The following is a 19841-nucleotide window of genomic DNA, read 5'->3' as shown; positions in this document are numbered from 1 at the left end:
GCAACGATTGGCGACAAACCGTGGACAAAATGGCGAACCGGGCTGGCGGTTCATAAATCTGTTTGCAACCCCGGCTAAGCAATTGCATTAGATGCTACTCAATCCGGAGACTGACTGATGAAGAAAACCATTGCTGCCATCACGGCCGGCCTCCTGCTCGTCGCAGGCCAAGCCGTCGCCCAGAACAACAGCTCGACCGTCCGCGTCGGCGACCGCGTCGGCGCTGAAGCCGGTGACACCAGCGAATTCGCCGGCGTGCCGATCGCCGTCCTGCTCATCGGCGGTGCCGTGCTCGTCGGCCTCGTCGTTGTCGCCAGCGACGACGACAGCGAGAGCGACTAAACCTTTCGACCGTTCCGGTCAGAAGAACAGCCCCCGTCGCGCAAGCGACGGGGGTTTTGCTTTGTCCGTGACGCTCGCCATCTCAGCCCCGCTCCTCCTCGGCACCGCATAGCGCACATTGAAAGCGGGCGTGTTTCGACTTCGACGGCATGGGTCTCAGGACCGAGGTCCTTCCAAACTCGAAGCGGCACCGCTTGCATTCGTCGGCCTGGGGCTCCCGGGCGGCGCGGACGCTGGCGATGGCCGCGTCCTTCTCCGACACTCGCGCCCGGGCGCGCGCCTCGTCCGCCTGGGCGCGGGCGATTTCGGCCTGCGCCGCGCGTTTCTCGTGCTCCAGCCGTTCGATCAGCTGGTGCCGGTAAAGTTCGTTGTCCGCCATCCCGTCCTCCCGCTGCCTCCCCAGCGAGAAACAGATGGACGGCAGAGTCAACGGGACGATGCGCTTTCGACAAGGCCGGTCTAGGCTGCCTCAAACGAGTCCGGGGAGGGACCGCATGACAGACGCCGCCGCCGAGGAGCACACCGTCGACCGTGACGACCGTCTGGTGATTCTGGCCTCCTCGGTCGGGACCGTGATCGAGTGGTACGACTTCTATCTGTACGGCTCGCTGGCGGCGATCATCACCGTCCAGTTCTTCTCGGGCGTGAACGAGACCACCGGCTACATCTTCGCCCTGATGGCCTTCGCCGCGGGCTTCGCCGTGCGCCCGTTCGGGGCCATCGTCTTCGGCCGGCTGGGCGACCTCTGGGGGCGCAAGAACACCTTTCTGGTGACCATGCTGCTGATGGGCCTGTCCACCTTCGTGGTCGGCCTGCTGCCCTCCTACGCCGCCATCGGCGTCGCGGCGCCGGCGATCCTCATCGCCATGCGACTGGTCCAGGGTCTGGCGCTCGGCGGCGAGTACGGCGGTGCCGCCACCTATGTCGCCGAACACGCCCCACCCGGAAAGCGCGGCTTCTACACGAGCTTCATCCAGATCACGGCGACGGCCGGCCTGATGCTCAGTCTGCTGGTCATTCTCGGCGTGCGCACCGCGGTGGGCGAGGATGCCTTCAAGGACTGGGGCTGGCGCATACCCTTCCTCGTTTCGATCCTGCTGCTCGGCGTGTCCCTGTGGATCCGGCTCAAGCTCGCCGAGAGCCCGGCCTTCGCGCGCATGAAGGCCGAGGGCAAGGGATCGAAAACCCCTCTGAAGGACAGTTTCGGCAAATGGCCGAACCTGAAACTGGTCCTGCTGGCCCTCGTCGGACTGACTGCGGGTCAGGCGGTGGTCTGGTACACGGGCCAGTTCTACGCCCTGTTCTTCCTGGAGAAGACGCTGAAGGTGGACGGGCCGCTGGCCAATATCCTGATCGCCGTCGCCCTGCTGCTGGCCACGCCCTTCTTCGTCTTCTGGGGCTGGCTCTCGGACAAGGTCGGCCGCAAGCCGATCATCCTGGTGGGCTGTCTTCTGGCGGCCCTGACCTGGTTCCCCCTGTTCCACGCCCTGACGGGTGCCGCCAATCCCCAGCTGGCCGCCGCCACCGCCAGCGCGCCGGTCAGCGTGCACGCCGACCCCGCCGACTGTGCCCTGCAGTTCGACCCCGTCGGCAAGACCGTCTTCGACAGCTCCTGCGATCTGGCCAAGTCATACCTGGCCAAGGCCGGCGTCACCTATGCCAACGTCGCTGCCCCGGCGGGCTCGACGGCCGAGGTCCGCATCGGGGATGTGGTCGTGACCAGTTTCGACGGCGCGTCCCTCTCCCGCCCCGACTTCGCCGCCCGCAAGACGGAATGGGAGGCCGGTCTCGGCGCGGCCCTGACGTCCGCCGGCTATCCGGCCAAGGCTGACAGCGCCCTGGTCAACAAGCCGCTCGTGGTCGGCATCCTGTTCGTGCTCGTGATGTATGTGACCATGGTCTACGGCCCGATCGCGGCGGCGCTGGTCGAGATGTTCCCGACCAATATCCGCTACACCTCCATGTCCCTGCCCTATCACATCGGCAACGGCTGGTTCGGCGGCTTCCTCCCGACCACCGCCTTCGCCATGGTCGCCGCCACGGGCAACATCTACTACGGCCTCTGGTATCCGGTGGTGGTGGCGCTGGTCACGGTGGTGGTCGGCTTCCTGTTCATCCGTGACCGGAAGGATGTGGACCTGCATGACTGACGCGGCGGTCCTGACATCCGCGGCGACGCAACTGATGTTGCCGCTGTTCCCGTATTTCGGCCTCGTCGTCGGCCTTGACCCGGGCTCGCCCCGAGGCGGCACGTCGAGGCGAGGCAGTCACTTGACGCAGGCGGGAGACACCCGATCCGAGTGTTTCGAAAGCAGGTACGGGTCTTGCCGTCCCTCCCAACAATTTCACCCACTGACATTAACAGAAACCGCGGATAACACTCTTCTTAGATCAGATAAATGAGAAATCGTCTGCAGTAAGAGTGTTTATATTAACGTCAATTAGGTAAACTGAATTTGCTCCAATTGTAATGAGTGTTCCGCCGAAATAGCTAATACTTGCCGCCTGAATAGCTGCAAAATCAGCAAAATCGTCGATGCTGAATTCGACTCGATCATCACTGCCGACTCCAGCAACGAATCCGCGGATGGCGTCCGAGCCGAATTCACCCATGAATATGAACAGATCGTCCCCCTCGCCTCCACGCAGGGAGTCATTGCCCTGGCCGCCATCCAGCACGTCATTACCGGCACCGCCGTCGAGCAGATCATTCCCCTCAAATCCAAACAGAAAATCGTTGCCGGCGCCGCCGTACATCCAATTTGCCAGGCCGTTCCCAAGCCCGGTGAAGTCGTCCGAACCGAGCAGGTATAAAGCCTCCATGTTCGAGCCGAGCTGGTGGGATACTGTCGAATAGACAATATCAAGGCCCCCGTTCTCCAGTTCCGAAATGGTGTCGTCGGCGTCCACATAGTAGCGGTCATCGCCCGCGCCGCCTTCCAGCGTGTCGGCCCCGGCGCCGCCGATGAGCGTGTCAGCTCCGGCTCCTCCATGCAGAATGTCGTTGGCCTCGCCACCTTCCAGCGTGTCAGTCCCGTCGCCGCCGAGCAGCGTATCGGCTCCAGCGCCTCCGCGCAGGGTGTCATTGCCCGCACCACCGTCCAGCATGTCATTCCCGGCTGCGCCTTCGAGCAGATCGTTGCCGCCATAGCCGAACAGGAAGTCAGCGCTCCCGGCGCCGTAAATCCGGTTGGCCATACTATTGCCCAACCCGGTCAGCCCGGTTGCCCCGTCAAGCAGGTGCAGATCCTCGACATTGGCGGAGAGTGACCAGCTGATGGCGCTGTAAACGACATCGACGCCTTCATTCTCGCTCTCCACGACCAGGTCGCCGGCGGTGACATAGTAGACATCGTCGCCCGAGCCGCCTTCCAGCCGGTCGGACCCATTGTCCCCCGTGAGCGTGTCGGTGCCCGCGCCTCCATGCAGGGTGTCGTCGCCCTCGCCGCCTTCCAGCCGGTCAGCGCCGTCGCCGCCGCTGAGCGTATCGGCCCCCGCGGCTCCTCGCAGCCAGTCATTGCCCAGACCGCCTTCCAGTACGTCGTTCCCGGCGCCGCCATCGAGCAGATCGTTCCCGCCATACCCGAACAGCAGATCATTGCCGGTGTTGCCGTAGATCCAATTCGCCAGGTCGTTCCCTTGCCCGGTGTAGTCGCCAGAACCGAGCAGGTACACAGCCTCCACGTTCAAGCCGAGTTGATGCGATACTGTCGAATAGACAATATCAAAGCCCTCGTTCTCAAATTCCGAGATGGTGTCGTTAGCATCCACATAGTAGCGATCGTCGCCTAGGCCGCCTTCAAGCGTGTCGGAGCCGGCAGCGCCGGTGAGCGTGTCCGCTCCGGCGCCGCCGCGCAGGGTGTCGTCGCCCTCGCCGCCGTCCAGCGTGTCGGCTCCGTCGCCGCCGATCAGCGTATCCGACCCAGCGTCCCCGCGCAGGCTGTCATTGCCCTCACCGCCGTCCAGCGTGTCATTGCCGGCGCCGCCCTCAAGCAGATCGTTGCCATCGAGGCCGAACAGGAGGTCCGCGTTCACGGTGCCGTAGATGTGGTTGGCCAGGCTGTTTCCAGTGCCGCTGAGGCCAGTGGCACCATCGAGCAGGCGTAAATCCTCGACGTTGGCGGAGAGGGTCCAGCTGATGGCGCTGTGAACCACATCGACGCCTTCATTCTCGCTCTCCACAACAATGTCGCCGGCGGTCACATGGTAGATATCGTTGCCCGAGCCGCCTTCCAGCGTGTCAGACCCGTCTCCGCCGATGAGCGTATCGGTGCCGGCACCACCGCGCAGGGTGTCAGCATCCTCGCCGCCGTCCAGAGTGTCATTCCCGTCGCCGCCGATGAGCGTATCGGCCCCCGCGGCCCCACGCAGCCAATCATTGCCCAGACCTCCTTCCAGTACGTCGTTCCCGGCGCCGCCATCGAGCAGATCGTTCCCGCCATACCCGAACAGCAGATCCTTGCCGGTGTTGCCGTAGATCCAATTCGCCAGGTCGTTCCCTTGCCCGGTGTAGTCGCCAGAACCGAGCAGGTACACAGCCTCCACGTTCAAGCCGAGTTGATGCGATACTGTCGAATAGACAATATCAAAGCCCTCGTTCTCAAATTCCGAGATGGTGTCGTTAGCATCCACATAGTAGCGATCGTCGCCTAGGCCGCCTTCCAGCGTGTCGGAGCCGGCGCCGCTGGTGAGCGTGTCCGCTCCGGCGCCTCCACGCAGGGTGTCATCACCCTCACCGCCGTCCAGGGTGTCGTTGCCGTCGCCGCCCTCGAGCAGATCGTCGCCGCCAAGGCCGAACAGGAGATCAGCGTTGCCGGTGCCGTAGATCCGGTTGTCCAGACGGTTGCCTGTGCCGGTCAGTCCAGTCGCGCCATTGAGCAGGCGCAGGTCCTCGACGTTGTCGGACAGGGTCCAGTCGATGGCGCTGTGCACGACATCGACGCCTTCATCCGCGCCCTCAACGACAAGGTCGCCGGCGGCGACGTGGTAGACGTCATCGCCCAAGCCGCCTTGCAGGGTATCAATCCCGGCACCGCCGGTGAGTGTGTCGGCTCCGGCGCCGCCGCGCAGGGTGTCGTCACCCTCGCCGCCATCCAGCGTGTCATCATCGTCGCCGCCATCCAGCGTGTCGTTGCCGTCGCCGCCCTCGAGCAGATCGTCGCCGCCGAGGCCGAACAGGAGATCAGCGTTGACGGCACCGTAGATCCGGTTGTCCAGGCTGTTGCCCGTGCCGGTCAGTCCGGTCGCACCGTCGAGCAGGCGCAGGTCCTCGACGTTGGCGGACAGGGTCCAGTCGATGGCGCTGTGAACCACATCGACGCCTTCATCCTCGCCCTCGACGACAAGGTCGCCGGCGGCGACGTGGTAGACGTCATCGCCCAAGCCGCCTTGCAGGGTATCAACTCCGGCACCGCCGGTGAGCGTGTCGGCACCGGCGCCGCCGCGCAGGGTGTCATCACCCTCACCGCCGTCCAGGGTGTCGTTGCCGTCGCCGCCCTCAAGCAGGTCGTTCCCGCCAAGGCCGAACAGGAAGTCAGCGGTCACGGCACCGTAGATGCGGTTAGCCAGGCTATTGCCTGTGCCGGTCAGTCCGGTCGCGCCATCAAGCAGGCGCAGGTCCTCGACATTGTCGGACAGGGTCCAGTCGATGGCGCTGTGCACGACATCGACGCCTTCATCCGCGCCCTCGACGACAAGGTCGCCGGCGGCGACGTGGTAGACGTCATCGCCCAGACCGCCTTGCAGGGTATCAACTCCGGCACCGCCGGTGAGCGTGTCGGCACCGGCGCCGCCGCGCAGGGTGTCATCACCCTCACCGCCGTCCAGGGTGTCGTTGCCGTCGCCGCCCTCAAGCAGGTCGTTCCCGCCAAGGCCGAACAGGAAGTCAGCGGTCACGGCACCGTAGATGCGGTTAGCCAGGCTATTGCCTGTGCCGGTCAGTCCGGTCGCGCCATCAAGCAGGCGCAGGTCCTCGACATTGTCGGACAGGGTCCAGTCGATGGCGCTGTGCACGACATCGACGCCTTCATCCGCGCCCTCGACGACAAGGTCGCCGGCGGCGACGTGATAGACGTCATCGCCCAGACCGCCTTGCAGGGTATCAATCCCGGCACCGCCGGTGAGTGTGTCGGCTCCGGCACCGCCGGTGAGCGTGTCGGCTCCAGCGCCGCCGCGCAGGGTGTCATCACCCTCACCGCCGTCCAGCGTGTCGTTGCCGTCGCCGCCCTCGAGCAGATCGTCGCCGCCAAGGCCGAACAGGAGATCAGCGTTGACGGTGCCGTAGATCCGGTTGTCCAGACGGTTGCCTGTGCCGGTCAGTCCGGTCGCGCCATTGAGCAGGCGCAGGTCCTCGACGTTGTCGGACAGGGTCCAGTCGATGGCGCTGTGCACGACATCGACGCCTTCATCTGCGCCCTCAACGACAAGGTCGCCGGCGGCGACGTGGTAGACGTCATCGCCCAGACCGCCTTGCAGGGTATCAATCCCGGCACCGCCGGTGAGTGTGTCGGCTCCGGCGCCGCCGCGCAGGGTGTCGTCACCCTCGCCGCCATCCAGCGCGTCATCATCGTCGCCGCCATCCAGCGTGTCGGCTCCGTCGCCGCCCTCAAGCAGGTCGTTCCCGCCAAGGCCGAACAGGAAGTCAGCGGTCACGGCACCGTAGATGCGGTTAGCCAGGCTGTTGCCCGTGCCGGTCAGTCCGGTCGCACCGTCGAGCAGGCGCAGGTCCTCGACGTTGGCGGACAGGGTCCAGTCGATGGCGCTGTGAACCACATCGACGCCTTCATCCTCGCCCTCGACGACAAGGTCGCCGGCGGCGACGTGGTAGACGTCATCGCCCAAGCCGCCTTGCAGGGTATCAACTCCGGCACCGCCGGTGAGCGTGTCGGCACCGGCGCCGCCGCGCAGGGTGTCATCACCCTCACCGCCGTCCAGGGTGTCGTTGCCGTCGCCGCCCTCAAGCAGGTCGTTCCCGCCAAGGCCGAACAGGAAGTCAGCGGTCACGGCACCGTAGATGCGGTTAGCCAGGCTATTGCCTGTGCCGGTCAGTCCGGTCGCGCCATCAAGCAGGCGCAGGTCCTCGACATTGTCGGACAGGGTCCAGTCGATGGCGCTGTGCACGACATCGACGCCTTCATCCGCGCCCTCGACGACAAGGTCGCCGGCGGCGACGTGATAGACGTCATCGCCCAAGCCGCCTTGCAGGGTATCAATCCCGGCACCGCCGGTGAGTGTGTCGGCTCCGGCGCCGCCGCGCAGGGTGTCGTCACCCTCGCCGCCATCCAGCGTGTCATCATCGTCGCCGCCATCCAGCGTGTCGTTGCCGTCGCCGCCCTCGAGCAGATCGTCGCCGCCGAGGCCGAACAGGAGATCAGCGTTGACGGCACCGTAGATCCGGTTGTCCAGGCTGTTGCCCGTGCCGGTCAGTCCGGTCGCACCGTCGAGCAGGCGCAGGTCCTCGACGTTGGCGGACAGGGTCCAGTCGATGGCGCTGTGAACCACATCGACGCCTTCATCCGCGCCCTCGACGACAAGGTCGCCGGCGGCGACGTGGTAGACGTCATCGCCCAGACCGCCTTGCAGGGTATCAACTCCGGCACCGCCGGTGAGCGTGTCGGCACCGGCGCCGCCGCGCAGGGTGTCATCACCCTCACCGCCGTCCAGGGTGTCGTTGCCGTCGCCGCCCTCAAGCAGGTCGTTCCCGCCAAGGCCGAACAGGAAGTCAGCGGTCACGGCACCGTAGATGCGGTTAGCCAGGCTATTGCCTGTGCCGGTCAGTCCGGTCGCGCCATCAAGCAGGCGCAGGTCCTCGACATTGTCGGACAGGGTCCAGTCGATGGCGCTGTGCACGACATCGACGCCTTCATCCGCGCCCTCGACGACAAGGTCGCCGGCGGCGACGTGATAGACGTCATCGCCCAGACCGCCTTGCAGGGTATCAATCCCGGCACCGCCGGTGAGTGTGTCGGCTCCGGCACCGCCGGTGAGCGTGTCGGCTCCAGCGCCGCCGCGCAGGGTGTCATCACCCTCACCGCCGTCCAGCGTGTCGTTGCCGTCGCCGCCCTCGAGCAGATCGTCGCCGCCAAGGCCGAACAGGAGATCAGCGTTGACGGTGCCGTAGATCCGGTTGTCCAGACGGTTGCCTGTGCCGGTCAGTCCGGTCGCGCCATTGAGCAGGCGCAGGTCCTCGACGTTGTCGGACAGGGTCCAGTCGATGGCGCTGTGCACGACATCGACGCCTTCATCTGCGCCCTCAACGACAAGGTCGCCGGCGGCGACGTGGTAGACGTCATCGCCCAGACCGCCTTGCAGGGTATCAATCCCGGCACCGCCGGTGAGTGTGTCGGCTCCGGCGCCGCCGCGCAGGGTGTCGTCACCCTCGCCGCCATCCAGCGCGTCATCATCGTCGCCGCCATCCAGCGTGTCGGCTCCGTCGCCGCCCTCAAGCAGGTCGTTCCCGCCAAGGCCGAACAGGAAGTCAGCGGTCACGGCACCGTAGATGCGGTTAGCCAGGCTGTTGCCCGTGCCGGTCAGTCCGGTCGCACCGTCGAGCAGGCGCAGGTCCTCGACGTTGGCGGACAGGGTCCAGTCGATGGCGCTGTGAACCACATCGACGCCTTCATCCTCGCCCTCGACGACAAGGTCGCCGGCGGCGACGTGGTAGACGTCATCGCCCAAGCCGCCTTGCAGGGTATCAACTCCGGCACCGCCGGTGAGCGTGTCGGCACCGGCGCCGCCGCGCAGGGTGTCGTCACCCTCACCGCCGTCCAGGGTGTCGTTGCCGTCGCCGCCCTCAAGCAGGTCGTTCCCGCCAAGGCCGAACAGGAAGTCAGCGGTCACGGCACCGTAGATGCGGTTAGCCAGGCTATTGCCTGTGCCGGTCAGTCCGGTCGCGCCATCAAGCAGGCGCAGGTCCTCGACATTGTCGGACAGGGTCCAGTCGATGGCGCTGTGCACGACATCGACGCCTTCATCCGCGCCCTCGACGACAAGGTCGCCGGCGGCGACGTGATAGACGTCATCGCCCAGACCGCCTTGCAGGGTATCAATCCCGGCACCGCCGGTGAGTGTGTCGGCTCCGGCACCGCCGGTGAGCGTGTCGGCTCCAGCGCCGCCGCGCAGGGTGTCATCACCCTCACCGCCGTCCAGGGTGTCGTTGCCGTCGCCGCCCTCAAGCAGGTCGTTCCCGCCAAGGCCGAACAGGAAGTCAGCGGTCACGGCACCGTAGATGCGGTTAGCCAGGCTATTGCCTGTGCCGGTCAGTCCGGTCGCGCCATCAAGCAGGCGCAGGTCCTCGACATTGTCGGACAGGGTCCAGTCGATGGCGCTGTGCACGACATCGACGCCTTCATCTGCGCCCTCAACGACAAGGTCGCCGGCGGCGACGTGGTAGACGTCATCGCCCAGACCGCCTTGCAGGGTATCAATCCCGGCACCGCCGGTGAGTGTGTCGGCTCCGGCGCCGCCGCGCAGGGTGTCGTCACCCTCGCCGCCATCCAGCGCGTCATCATCGTCGCCGCCATCCAGCGTGTCGGCTCCGTCGCCGCCCTCAAGCAGGTCGTTCCCGCCAAGGCCGAACAGGAAGTCAGCGGTCACGGCACCGTAGATGCGGTTAGCCAGGCTGTTGCCCGTGCCGGTCAGTCCGGTCGCACCGTCGAGCAGGCGCAGGTCCTCGACGTTGGCGGACAGGGTCCAGTCGATGGCGCTGTGAATCACATCGACGCCTTCATCCTCGCCCTCGACGACAAGGTCGCCGGCGGCGACGTGGTAGACGTCATCGCCCAAGCCGCCTTGCAGGGTATCAACTCCGGCACCGCCGGTGAGCGTGTCGGCACCGGCGCCGCCGCGCAGGGTGTCGTCACCCTCGCCGCCATCCAGCGTGTCATCATCGTCGCCGCCATCCAGCGTGTCGTTGCCGTCGCCGCCCTCGAGCAGATCGTCGCCGCCGAGGCCGAACAGGAGATCAGCGTTGACGGCACCGTAGATGCGGTTAGCCAGGCTATTGCCTGTGCCGGTCAGTCCGGTCGCGCCATCAAGCAGGCGCAGGTCCTCGACATTGTCGGACAGGGTCCAGTCGATGGCGCTGTGCACGACATCGACGCCTTCATCTGCGCCCTCAACGACAAGGTCGCCGGCGGCGACGTGGTAGACGTCATCGCCCAAGCCGCCCTGCAGGGTGTCGTCGCCCTCGCCGCCGATGAGCGTATCGGCCCCCGCGCCCCCCCGCAGCCAGTCATTGCCCAGACCGCCTTCAAGCACGTCGTTCCCGGCGCCGCCGTCGAGCAGATCGGTCCCGCCATATCCGAACAACTGATCGCTGCCGATGTCGCCATAGATCCAATTCGCTAGGTCGTTCCCTTGCCCGGTGTAGTCGCCAGAACCGAGCAGGTACAACGCCTCAATGTTCAGGCCGAGCTGATAGGATACTGTCGAATAGACAATATCGAAGCCCTCGTTCTCCTGTTCGGAGAGGGTGTCGCCAGCATTCACATAATAGCGATCGTCGCCTAGGCCGCCTTCCAGCGTGTCGGAGCCGGCGCCGCCGGTGAGAGTGTCCGCTCCGGCTCCGCCGCGCAGGGCGTCGTCGCCCTCGCCGCCGTCCAGCGTGTCGGCTCCATCGCCGCCCGACAGCAAGTCATCTCCTCGCCCACCGGCGAGCGTGTCCGAGGCGGCAGTGCCCTGGATGTCCATTGAACGACGCGTGATCGAGAACTCGTCCAGCGCCAGGACACCCGTCGGCTCGATCCCGGTCGGGAATCCGACGAACCCGATCCCCCAAGACCGGATGGCTGTAAAGTTCAAGCTGGCATTCGGATCCTGCGTCCAACTATTCTCCCAACCCAGAGTGTCGTAGCCGATGTCGATCGAATTGACGGCCCAGTCACCGTCTCCAATATTGAGCGCGATGTCACGCTGATGATATCGGCCATACTGATCAACGAGCCAGAAATATGCAGCGCCACCTTTGAGATCAAGGCTATCGCCGCGCAGGTAGAATTCGACACTGGTTCCATTTAGATCAATAGTAGGATTGTCAGGAAAGGTGCCCCACTGCGAATAGGTGAGCAGCGCGAGAACTGAGTGTGGGGATTCCGGTGTATCGATCAGCCATCTGCTTGAATCGGTCCAGATATACGCCCCATTATTGACTCCTCCGGTTTCGTTCCAGCTCGTCGCGTAGAAGTAGTTCGCTCCGTTGGGATCTCCGCCATTGTAGTCGTAAGATACCCACGCATCATGCCCTAATGAAAAGTCCTGAACCCATATGTCCGGATCCCCGACCGGCTGCAGGGCCGTACTGGGTAACAGCGCATAGTCAGTGCCTAGACCTTCATCAAAAGCAGGTATTAGGGCCTCTACAGTCGTTACGTTGCCGAACTGGTCTCGATACTCTGCATAAACGGTCCGCTCCCCACCTCCCGTTCTCATCCAGAAGGGTGTTTGGGCGCTGTAGTCTCGCCATTCAGTAAGAGCCAGTTCTTCGAGCGTGCTGCCGAACCGCATTTCAACGGCACCAGGCATATTTGCCAGCAAAGTTACTGGAATACCGCCAAAGCCGTTATGCGGGTTACCCAACACACCGACAACGGCGATCTCGCCAAGCGGGGGCACGTCAAACTGGGAAAATCCACCCATATTAGCCGCTGTGAAATGCGCAGCGATGGCGTTTTGAAATGTCACGATGGTGACGAAGTCGTTCCCACCTCCATCCTGGTCCAGCTGAAACAATGTCTCATGGCCAGATTGCAGGAGACGGGCATGGCCGGAAAGGAAGGGATTTTCGCCCATCCAGCCGGTAGCCCAGCCGGCCAGCAACCCGTCCCAGTCCAGCCGGTCGCCGGCGTCACCCGTCATGAAATCCGCAACGATGACAGGGCCCCTGTCGGCCATCATCAGATCATCGATCACAATCGTATCGACACCGGATCCGGTGGTGATGGTCACCGAACCGCCGGCTCCGTCAATCTCGATGCGGTCGTTCCCTGAACCTCCGTCCACCAGGCCCAAGCTGCCGTTGTAGACCTGGTAGGTGACGACGTCGTCGCCGTCGCCGCCCTCAATGCCGATAGCGCCTGCGGCCATGCTCGACAGGCGGGTCACAATCAATGTGTCGTTGCCGCCGTTTCCGCGCAGGATGTCCGCGCCGCCCTCGCTATCCTCGATACGGTCATCCTCGACCCCTCCTTCGAGAGTTTCCGACGCGCTCGTGCCTGTAAGGTTCGGCATAAATTTAATCCAAGCCTGACCAAGCATACCGACCGGTCGGCCACTCCAAATTCGCTAAATTTTATATTAACTGTGCCGCTAGGCACAACGAAATCGACCGCAGTCAAGGATTTTCGATCGATAGTATTCGGAGACAACTCCCGCATTTCGAGTATTCGAATCTGATTTCCATCGCCTCATGAACAGCGTCCATTCAGTTGGCGCGGCGCGGCCGGCACCGGCCGCACTACCATCTTACGTCTCTCAGGGGCAGATGGATGCATCGTGACGTCTTAGCGCTCTGCCTCATGAAAACCCCGGACACATCGGGACCATCTGCCAGCGTCCGGGCGGCCACCCTCCTCCAGACACCCGACTAAAGCGGGCCGTCTCGACGGCCCTGCGCGGGAACTCTGATAAAACCTCTACCGGGAACCATTTCGGTTCAGGTTGATGCGTCGCCAATCCAGGCTCTCAGGCCTCCGTGCGGTCAGCCTTCCCAGCTTAGACATCTAGCCAAGCGCCGCTGCACAGACTACTTCCCAGGCCATTGGACGAAGGGCAGGTTTCAATGCGCGTAGCGATGATTGGCACGGGCTATGTGGGCCTGGTTTCGGGGGCGTGTTTCGCCGACTTCGGCCATGACGTGACCTGCGTGGACACGGACCCCTCCAAGATCGAGCGACTGGAGCGGGGCGAGATTCCGATCTTTGAACCGGGTCTGGATGATCTGGTGGCGGCCAATGTGCGCGGCGGCCGGCTGAGCTTCGCCCTGGACGGGGGCGAGGCGATCCGGGCAGCGGATGCGGTGTTCATCGCCGTGGGCACGCCGTCACGGCGTGGGGATGGTCACGCCGATCTGTCCTACGTCCATGCCGCCGCTGCGGAGATCGCCGACCGGATCGAGGGGTTCACCGTCGTGGTGACCAAGTCCACCGTCCCCGTCGGAACGGGCGACGAAATCGAGCGGATCATTCGCGAGCGCCGGCCTGACGCCGACTTCGCCGTGGTTTCGAACCCGGAGTTCCTGCGCGAGGGCGCCGCGATCGAGGACTTCAAACGACCCGACCGGGTGGTCGTGGGCACCGACGATGCGCGGGCCCAGGCGGTGATGCGCGAACTCTATCGGCCGCTGAACCTCAACGAGACGCCTATCCTGTTCACCGGCCGGCGCACCTCGGAACTGATCAAATATGCTGCCAACGCCTTCCTGGCGATGAAGATCACCTTCATCAACGAGATGGCCGACCTGTGTGAGGCCGTCGGGGCCGATGTGCAGCAGGTCGCGCGGGGCATTGGCCTGGACAAGCGGATCGGCGCCAAATTCCTGCACGCCGGGCCCGGTTACGGCGGCTCGTGTTTTCCCAAGGACACCCTGGCCCTGGTGCGCACCGCGACTGACGCGGGCTCACCGGTCCGCCTGATCGAGACGACGGTGGCCATCAACGATGCGCGCAAGAAGGCCATGGCCGGCAAGGTCGCGGCGTCGCTGGACGGCGAGATGAAAGGCAAGACGGTGGCCTTGCTGGGCCTGACGTTCAAGCCGAACACCGACGACATGCGCGACGCCCCGTCGCTGGATATCGCGCCGGCCCTGATCGCCATGGGCGCGACCGTCCAGGCATTCGATCCGGAAGGGATGCATGAGGCGGCCCGGATGCTCGAAGGCGTCCAGTTCAAGGACGGTCCCTATGAGGCCGTGACGGGCGCCGATGTGGTGGTGATCTTGACCGAATGGGACCAGTTCCGGGCACTCGATCTCGATCGCATCAAGCTGCTCATGCAGCAGCCCGTCATGGTCGATCTGAGAAACGTCTACCGGCCGGAAGAAGCTCGAGCCCAAGGCTTCAAATACGCCTCCATCGGGCGCGCCTGACTGGCACGGCCTGATTGGCCTTCTGGCGGACGACCGGCTGTGGTCAAATGCCTACGAAGGAAGACGTAATGACCGAGCCTGAAAACTACCCGGTTCCGGCGGCTTGGGCCCGCAGGGCCCGCATGAACCGCGCGGCCTATGAGGCCGCCCGCACGGCCGCCCGCGAAACCCCCGACGCCTTCTGGGCCGAACAGGCCCGCCGTCTCGACTGGGTCGCCCCGCCGACCGCGATCAAGGACGTGTCGTTCGACAAGGCTGACTTCCGCATCCGCTGGTTCGGCGACGGCGTGCTCAACGTCGCCTGGAACTGCCTCGACCGGCATCTGGCCGAACGTGGCGATGAGACCGCCATCATCTGGGAGGGCGACGAGCCGACCCTGTCCGGCGGCCTGACCTACCGCGAACTCCACGCCGAAGTCTGCCGCATGGCCAATGTGCTCAAGGGGCTGGGCGTGGTGAAGGGTGACCGCGTCACCCTGTACCTGCCGATGATCCCGGCCGCGGCGGTGGCCATGCTGGCCTGCGCCCGCATCGGCGCCGTCCATTCCGTCGTCTTCGGCGGCTTCTCGCCCGACAGTCTCGCGGGCCGGATCGAGGACTGCGGCTCGAAGGTCGTCATCACCGCCGACGAGGGCCTGCGCGGCGGCAAGCGGGTGCCGTTGAAGGCCAATGTCGATGCGGCGCTGGAACGACCGGGCGCGGGCATCGTCGAGACGGTGCTGGTCATCTCCCATACCAACGCCGACATCCCGATCGTCGCGGGCCGCGACATCCGCTACGGCGAAGCGAAACACGGCGTCAGCGCCGAATGCCCCTGCGAGCCGATGAACGCCGAGGACCCGCTGTTCATCCTCTACACCTCGGGCTCGACGGGCAAACCCAAGGGCGTACTGCACACCACGGGCGGCTATCTGTTCTGGGCCGCCTGGACGCATGAGCTGGTGTTCGACTACCGCCCGGGCGAGGTCTTCTGGTGCACCGCCGATGTCGGCTGGGTCACCGGCCACAGCTATTGCGTCTATGGCCCCCTGGCCAATGGCGCGACGACCCTGATGTTCGAGGGCGTGCCCAACTATCCCGACTACAGCCGCTTCTGGCAGGTGATCGACAAACACCAGGTCGAGATCTTCTACACCGCCCCCACGGCCTTGCGGGCCCTGATGCGCGAGGGCGACGGGCCGGTGAAGGGGACCAGCCGCAAGAGCCTGCGCCTGCTCGGCAGCGTCGGCGAACCGATCAATCCAGAGGCCTGGCGCTGGTATCATGAGGTCGTCGGCGAGGGCCGCTGCCCGATCGTGGACACCTGGTGGCAGACCGAAACCGGGGGCATTCTCGTCTCTCCCCTGCCCGGCGCGACCGACCTGAAGCCCGGCTCGGCGACGAAGCCGCTTCCCGGCGTCGAGCTGCAGCTGGTCGACGCCGAGGGCCTGGTGCTCGAAGGCGCAACCTCGGGCAACCTCGTCATCACCGACAGCTGGCCTGGCCAGATGCGCACCGTCTGGGGCGACCACCAGCGCTTCTTCGACACCTATTTCAGCGCCTATCCGGGCAAATACTTCACCGGCGACGGCTGCCGCCGCGACGCGGACGGCTATTACTGGATCACGGGTCGGGTCGACGACGTCATCAACGTCTCGGGCCACCGCATGGGCACGGCCGAGGTCGAGAGCGCCCTGGTCCTGCACGGCGCCGTGGCCGAGGCCGCCGTCGTCGGCTACCCCCACGACATCAAGGGCCAGGGCATCTACGCCTACGTCACCCTGAACGCAGACGTCGAACCGCACGACGACCTGAAGAGGGCGCTGGTCGCCCACGTGCGCAACGAGATCGGCCCGATCGCCGCGCCGGACGTGATCCACTGGGCGCCGGGCCTGCCGAAAACGCGGTCAGGCAAGATCATGCGGCGGATCCTGCGGAAGATTGCGGAGGGGGATGTGGGCGCGCTGGGGGATACGTCGACGCTGGCAGATCCCGGCGTGGTGGAGGAGTTGGTCGGCGGCAGGAAAGCGCCGAGCCAATAACTCCTGCCGCCCATCCCCTTTCAGGTGTAGCGCTGATGATTCCGGCGATACCATCCGGCGATATCGTTGACTTCATCACGGAAGGAATACTTGGGTCGCCAGCCCATGGCTGTAATCTTGTCCCAGACCACCGCATAACGACGGTCATTGAACGGGCGATCCTTGATGAACTCGACATGATCCTCAAATGCGAGACCAAACGCATTGCAGACCGCACCCGCGACCTCGATGTTCGTGAACTCGTCAGGGGAGCCGATGTTGTAGATTTCGTGCAGTTCTCCTGCGTGGGAGATTAGTTCAATCGCGGCGGCCAGATCCTTGGCGGCCAGATAGTGTCGAACGTTCTTACCATTCCCGTGAAGCGGGATTTTCTTGCCCTGAATCAGTGAGAGGCAGCAACGCGGGATGAGTTTCTCAGGGTACTGACGGGTACCGAAAACATTGTTGGCCCTCACCATGACGACCGGAAGCTTGAAGGAGTGAATATACCCATTCACGATCATCTCGGCGGCGGCCTTTGACGCGGAGTACGGATTGGTGGGGTTCAGTTGAGCGCTTTCGTCGACCGCCCCGGATAGTACCTCGCCATAGACTTCATCGGTGCTGATGTGGACGATCCGCGGCACGTTCTTCGAACGGCATGCTTCTAGGATCGTGTGCGTGCCCAAGACGTTGGTGTTGGTGAAAAGCAGGGAGCTGTGGAACGAGTTATCAACGTGACTTTCGGCCGCCGCATGGATGACAAGGTCACATCCCTCGACAAGTCGCTCGCACAGATCATAGTCACAGATATCACCGACCGCGAGTTCGATCCGATTTGTGATCAGCAATTCGCTAAGGTTGCGGAAATCAGCCGCATAGGTCATCTTATCGAGCACTACGATCTTACAGTCCGGCAAACTACCTGCGAACTGATCCACGATGTGCGAACCGATAAAACCAGCACCGCCCGTGATCAAAACCTTACGCATATCTGAGCCGCTCTCCAAGGGTTGTGACAACGCTCAATAGATCGGCCTGACCAGTGATCGGTCCGATCTCAGAGCCCCACTTTCTACAGTCTAAAAAGAACTCGTCCCGGACAGCGTCAGCCCCATGGAGACGGCCAGTGCCATAACCGCAAATTACCGCACGAGCAATGTCATTACAGACGGCCGCCGCCCCTGAGCCAAGATTATACACGCCAGAGGCGTCCTTTAGAATCGCGTCGACAAGCGCCGTCGCCACTGCGTCCGCCGCGATGAAATCACGACGGGTGGCTGGAGACATGTCGAACAGTATCTCGCCCTGCGTTTTCAGCCGATAGAGCATTTGGCCGAAGAAGGATGGGCGGGGCTGAGCGCCGGAAACGAACTCGAAACCGAAGACATTACTCAGCCGCACGATCAGCGCCCGGTCGCCTTGAGCGGCATCCAGAAGCCAAGCCTCGGTCCTCGCCTTGTTGGGACCATAGCCCTGCCCAGCGGCGATGGTTGGGTCAGTCTCCGCGGCCCCCCATTGCACCTCGGGTTCGTAAACCTTTCGGGTGCTCAACATCACCACACGAGCGCCTGCGCGAAGAGCGGTCTCGGCGCTCTGACGTTCAAGATCGATCGCCGGATCATACGGACCCGCCCTGTAGACGGGATCCAGGGCGCAGTTCAGCACGACATCGCCCGCACCTATGACGTCAGCGACGCTCTGCCCCCTGCCGACGGAGATCACCTGCAAACCCCGGACGGCTGCTTCCAGGGCGACGGCCCTGCCGATGAGCCCCGACACACCGACGACAATCAGACGGCCGTTCGACGCGGGGAATGCGACATCGCTTGACATGGATTCAATTCTTCAAAGCCCGGGAAACGTTGCTGGGGGCGGTGCCCTCAATACGCGTTCTCTCTGCCGACAAGGTGTGCGACCGTTTTCAGCATAATCTCGATGTCGCGGAGAATCGTCCAAGTCTCGACGTACTCCATGTCCTTTTCGAAACGCGCGATCAGCTTGGCCTCGGTATCGGTATTGCCCCGGAGACCGCTGCATTGGGCTAGGCCCGTCAGCCCCGGACGGACCCGGTAGCGAGCCTTGAAGTTTTTGATCAACTCGTCGTAAAGGACTTCGCCGGCCTTAGCCCCGGAGGGGTGCGGCCTCGGGCCGACGATTGAAAGCTCCCCGATCAGAATATTGACCAGCTGGGGCAACTCATCAAGGCTGCTCGAGCGCAGAACCCCCCCCAAGCGAGTGACGCGCTCGTCGTTCCGCTTCGTCAGGGCGCTGCCGGAAGGGTCAGCCGCATCTGTCCGCATAGACCGGAATTTCCACATGAGAAACTCGCGACCGCCATAGCCGAACCGCATCTGCTTGAACAACGCAGGACCGGGAGAATCCAAACGGACCGCGATTGCAATGGCTATCAGCAGTGGTGAGAGAACGATAAGTGCGGTGGCGGAAAGAGCGACGTCTATGGCGCGCTTTATGAGGTACGAGCCCCCGGTTTGCCGCCGATCCTGCAGGACCCGGCCGTGCTCGATCGGGGACCTGAAACGTAGCCGGCGCTCGACAGGCCCCGCCGGCATCGGCGCGATGAACAGGAGGTCGACGGCGTGCACCTCAAGCCCATCGACCACCGCCTGCAGCTGGAGCGGTTCGCGGGCAACGAGAATAACCTCGTCAACCGGCCCCGTCTCCATCTCTTCGGCCAGCGGTTGAAAATCATCGCCGGGGTGGATGGCCACCGTCCTCACGCCCACACGAGCGTCCAATTCGACGAGGACCTCGTCGCGAAGCGGGGAGTCGGGTCCGACGACCATGACCGTCTTGGCCACCAAGCCCGCGCGGACCAGCGCCCGGCACCCCAAAACTAGGCCCGAGCGAACTGCCAGCATCCCGCCACCAACCATGCCGATGACAAACATGGAATGGCCGCCGCGCCAGCCGTTGAAACTGACTAGCAGGATGAGGGCCTCGATCAGCACGGCGGAGACGGCTAGGGCGACGGCCACCCGTAGATTGACCGCCTGCTCCATATCGTGAAGCCCGATGGCACGCTCGATGTAGACGAACAGGCCTCCAAGGGCCACGAAGTGCACGAAAAGCGTATGAGCCGGCCCGACATCGAGATACCGGGCGAAGCTGAGCATGCCGAACCATGTCAGAAACGCTGCAAGCCCCATCATTGACCTGGCCAGCCGTAAGCCTATGCGACGGGAAGGACGCGGCGGAAGGCAATGGGTCGACCTGGACTCCTGGAGGTTGTTTCCAGGTCCATCGGAAGCATTGCGGTAGACGATCTTGGCAGTGGACAACATTATCTTGCTCGCAGCACATCTTTGCCCTAGCCGAAAGGCGATATGCGATACAAGCCGTGATGTGAGTATGGGAGTCTTGTGAAAGGTTCTGCCTAGGCACCTGGATTGGCTTTA

10 protein-coding genes are annotated in these 19841 nt (G+C 64.0%); 5 read left to right on the top strand and 5 right to left on the bottom strand.

The annotated features are described in order from the left end of the window. Positions 1-117: 117 nt before the first annotated feature. Positions 118-342, top strand: coding sequence for a hypothetical protein (locus KB221_03585; GenBank protein WIY70113.1), 225 nt, complete (start codon positions 118-120; stop codon positions 340-342). An 82-nt stretch (positions 343-424) separates the two neighbouring features. Here KB221_03585 and KB221_03580 read toward each other — a convergent pair whose 3' ends face one another. Continuing rightward, positions 425-721: a hypothetical protein gene (locus KB221_03580; GenBank protein WIY70112.1), complete on the bottom strand. Its 297-nt coding sequence runs from the start codon at positions 719-721 to the stop codon at positions 425-427. 115 nt (positions 722-836) lie between these two features. Between KB221_03580 and KB221_03575 the strand changes: the two genes are divergently transcribed. Continuing rightward, entirely contained in the window at positions 837-2492 is a 1656-nt protein-coding gene (locus KB221_03575) for an MFS transporter (GenBank protein WIY70111.1), read from the top strand. A gap of 241 nt (positions 2493-2733) precedes the next feature. Here KB221_03575 and KB221_03570 read toward each other — a convergent pair whose 3' ends face one another. Next, positions 2734-11142, bottom strand: a complete 8409-nt coding sequence (locus KB221_03570; GenBank protein WIY70110.1) for a hypothetical protein — start codon at positions 11140-11142, stop codon at positions 2734-2736. 639 nt (positions 11143-11781) lie between these two features. Between KB221_03570 and KB221_03565 the strand changes: the two genes are divergently transcribed. The 3 genes from KB221_03565 to acs all read left to right on the top strand — a co-directional run bounded on the left by KB221_03565 (position 11782) and on the right by acs (position 16443). Next, positions 11782-12327, top strand: a complete 546-nt coding sequence (locus KB221_03565; protein ID WIY70109.1) for a hypothetical protein — start codon at positions 11782-11784, stop codon at positions 12325-12327. Positions 12328-13117: 790 nt separating this feature from the next. Further along, positions 13118-14422, top strand: a complete 1305-nt coding sequence (locus tag KB221_03560) for a UDP-glucose/GDP-mannose dehydrogenase family protein (GenBank protein ID WIY70108.1) — start codon at positions 13118-13120, stop codon at positions 14420-14422. 68 nt (positions 14423-14490) lie between these two features. Then, on the top strand, positions 14491-16443 hold the full coding sequence (gene acs, locus KB221_03555; GenBank protein WIY70107.1) for an acetate--CoA ligase: 1953 nt from the start codon (positions 14491-14493) through the stop codon (positions 16441-16443). A gap of 20 nt (positions 16444-16463) precedes the next feature. Here the strand turns inward: acs and KB221_03550 are convergent, their stop codons facing one another. Genes KB221_03550 through KB221_03540 form a run of 3 tightly spaced genes read right to left on the bottom strand, consistent with a single transcriptional unit; the run spans position 16464 to position 19559 of the window. Next, complete coding sequence (locus KB221_03550; protein ID WIY70106.1) at positions 16464-17414, bottom strand: dTDP-glucose 4,6-dehydratase; 951 nt, start codon at positions 17412-17414, stop codon at positions 16464-16466. After that, positions 17407-18258 carry an NAD(P)-dependent oxidoreductase gene (locus KB221_03545; GenBank protein ID WIY70105.1) on the bottom strand — a complete coding sequence of 284 codons (852 nt, stop codon included), beginning with the start codon at positions 18256-18258 and terminating at the stop codon, positions 17407-17409. Before KB221_03545 ends, KB221_03550 begins: the two co-directional genes overlap by 8 nt. Positions 18259-18305: 47 nt before the next feature. Further along, entirely contained in the window at positions 18306-19559 is a 1254-nt protein-coding gene (locus KB221_03540; GenBank protein WIY70104.1) for a sugar transferase, read from the bottom strand. Between the last annotated feature and the right edge of the window lie 282 nt (positions 19560-19841).

This window comes from Aquidulcibacter paucihalophilus, from assembly GCA_030285985.1.
In the GTDB taxonomy this organism is placed as follows: Bacteria; Pseudomonadota; Alphaproteobacteria; order Caulobacterales; family Caulobacteraceae; genus Brevundimonas.
This window is presented reverse-complemented; position numbering and strand designations above follow the sequence as displayed.

Bases quoted from the DNA above. Each gene is read 5' to 3' on its own strand.
- KB221_03585 (WIY70113.1), top strand. From the start codon at position 118: ATGAAGAAAACCATTGCTGCCATCACGGCCGGCCTCCTGCTCGTCGCA.
- KB221_03580 (WIY70112.1), bottom strand. From the start codon at position 721: ATGGCGGACAACGAACTTTACCGGCACCAGCTGATCGAACGGCTGGAG.
- KB221_03575 (WIY70111.1), top strand. From the start codon at position 837: ATGACAGACGCCGCCGCCGAGGAGCACACCGTCGACCGTGACGACCGT.
- KB221_03560 (WIY70108.1), top strand. From the start codon at position 13,118: ATGCGCGTAGCGATGATTGGCACGGGCTATGTGGGCCTGGTTTCGGGG.
- acs (WIY70107.1), top strand. From the start codon at position 14,491: ATGACCGAGCCTGAAAACTACCCGGTTCCGGCGGCTTGGGCCCGCAGG.
- KB221_03550 (WIY70106.1), bottom strand. From the start codon at position 17,414: ATGCGTAAGGTTTTGATCACGGGCGGTGCTGGTTTTATCGGTTCGCAC.
- KB221_03545 (WIY70105.1), bottom strand. From the start codon at position 18,258: ATGTCAAGCGATGTCGCATTCCCCGCGTCGAACGGCCGTCTGATTGTC.
- KB221_03540 (WIY70104.1), bottom strand. From the start codon at position 19,559: ATGCTCAGCTTCGCCCGGTATCTCGATGTCGGGCCGGCTCATACGCTT.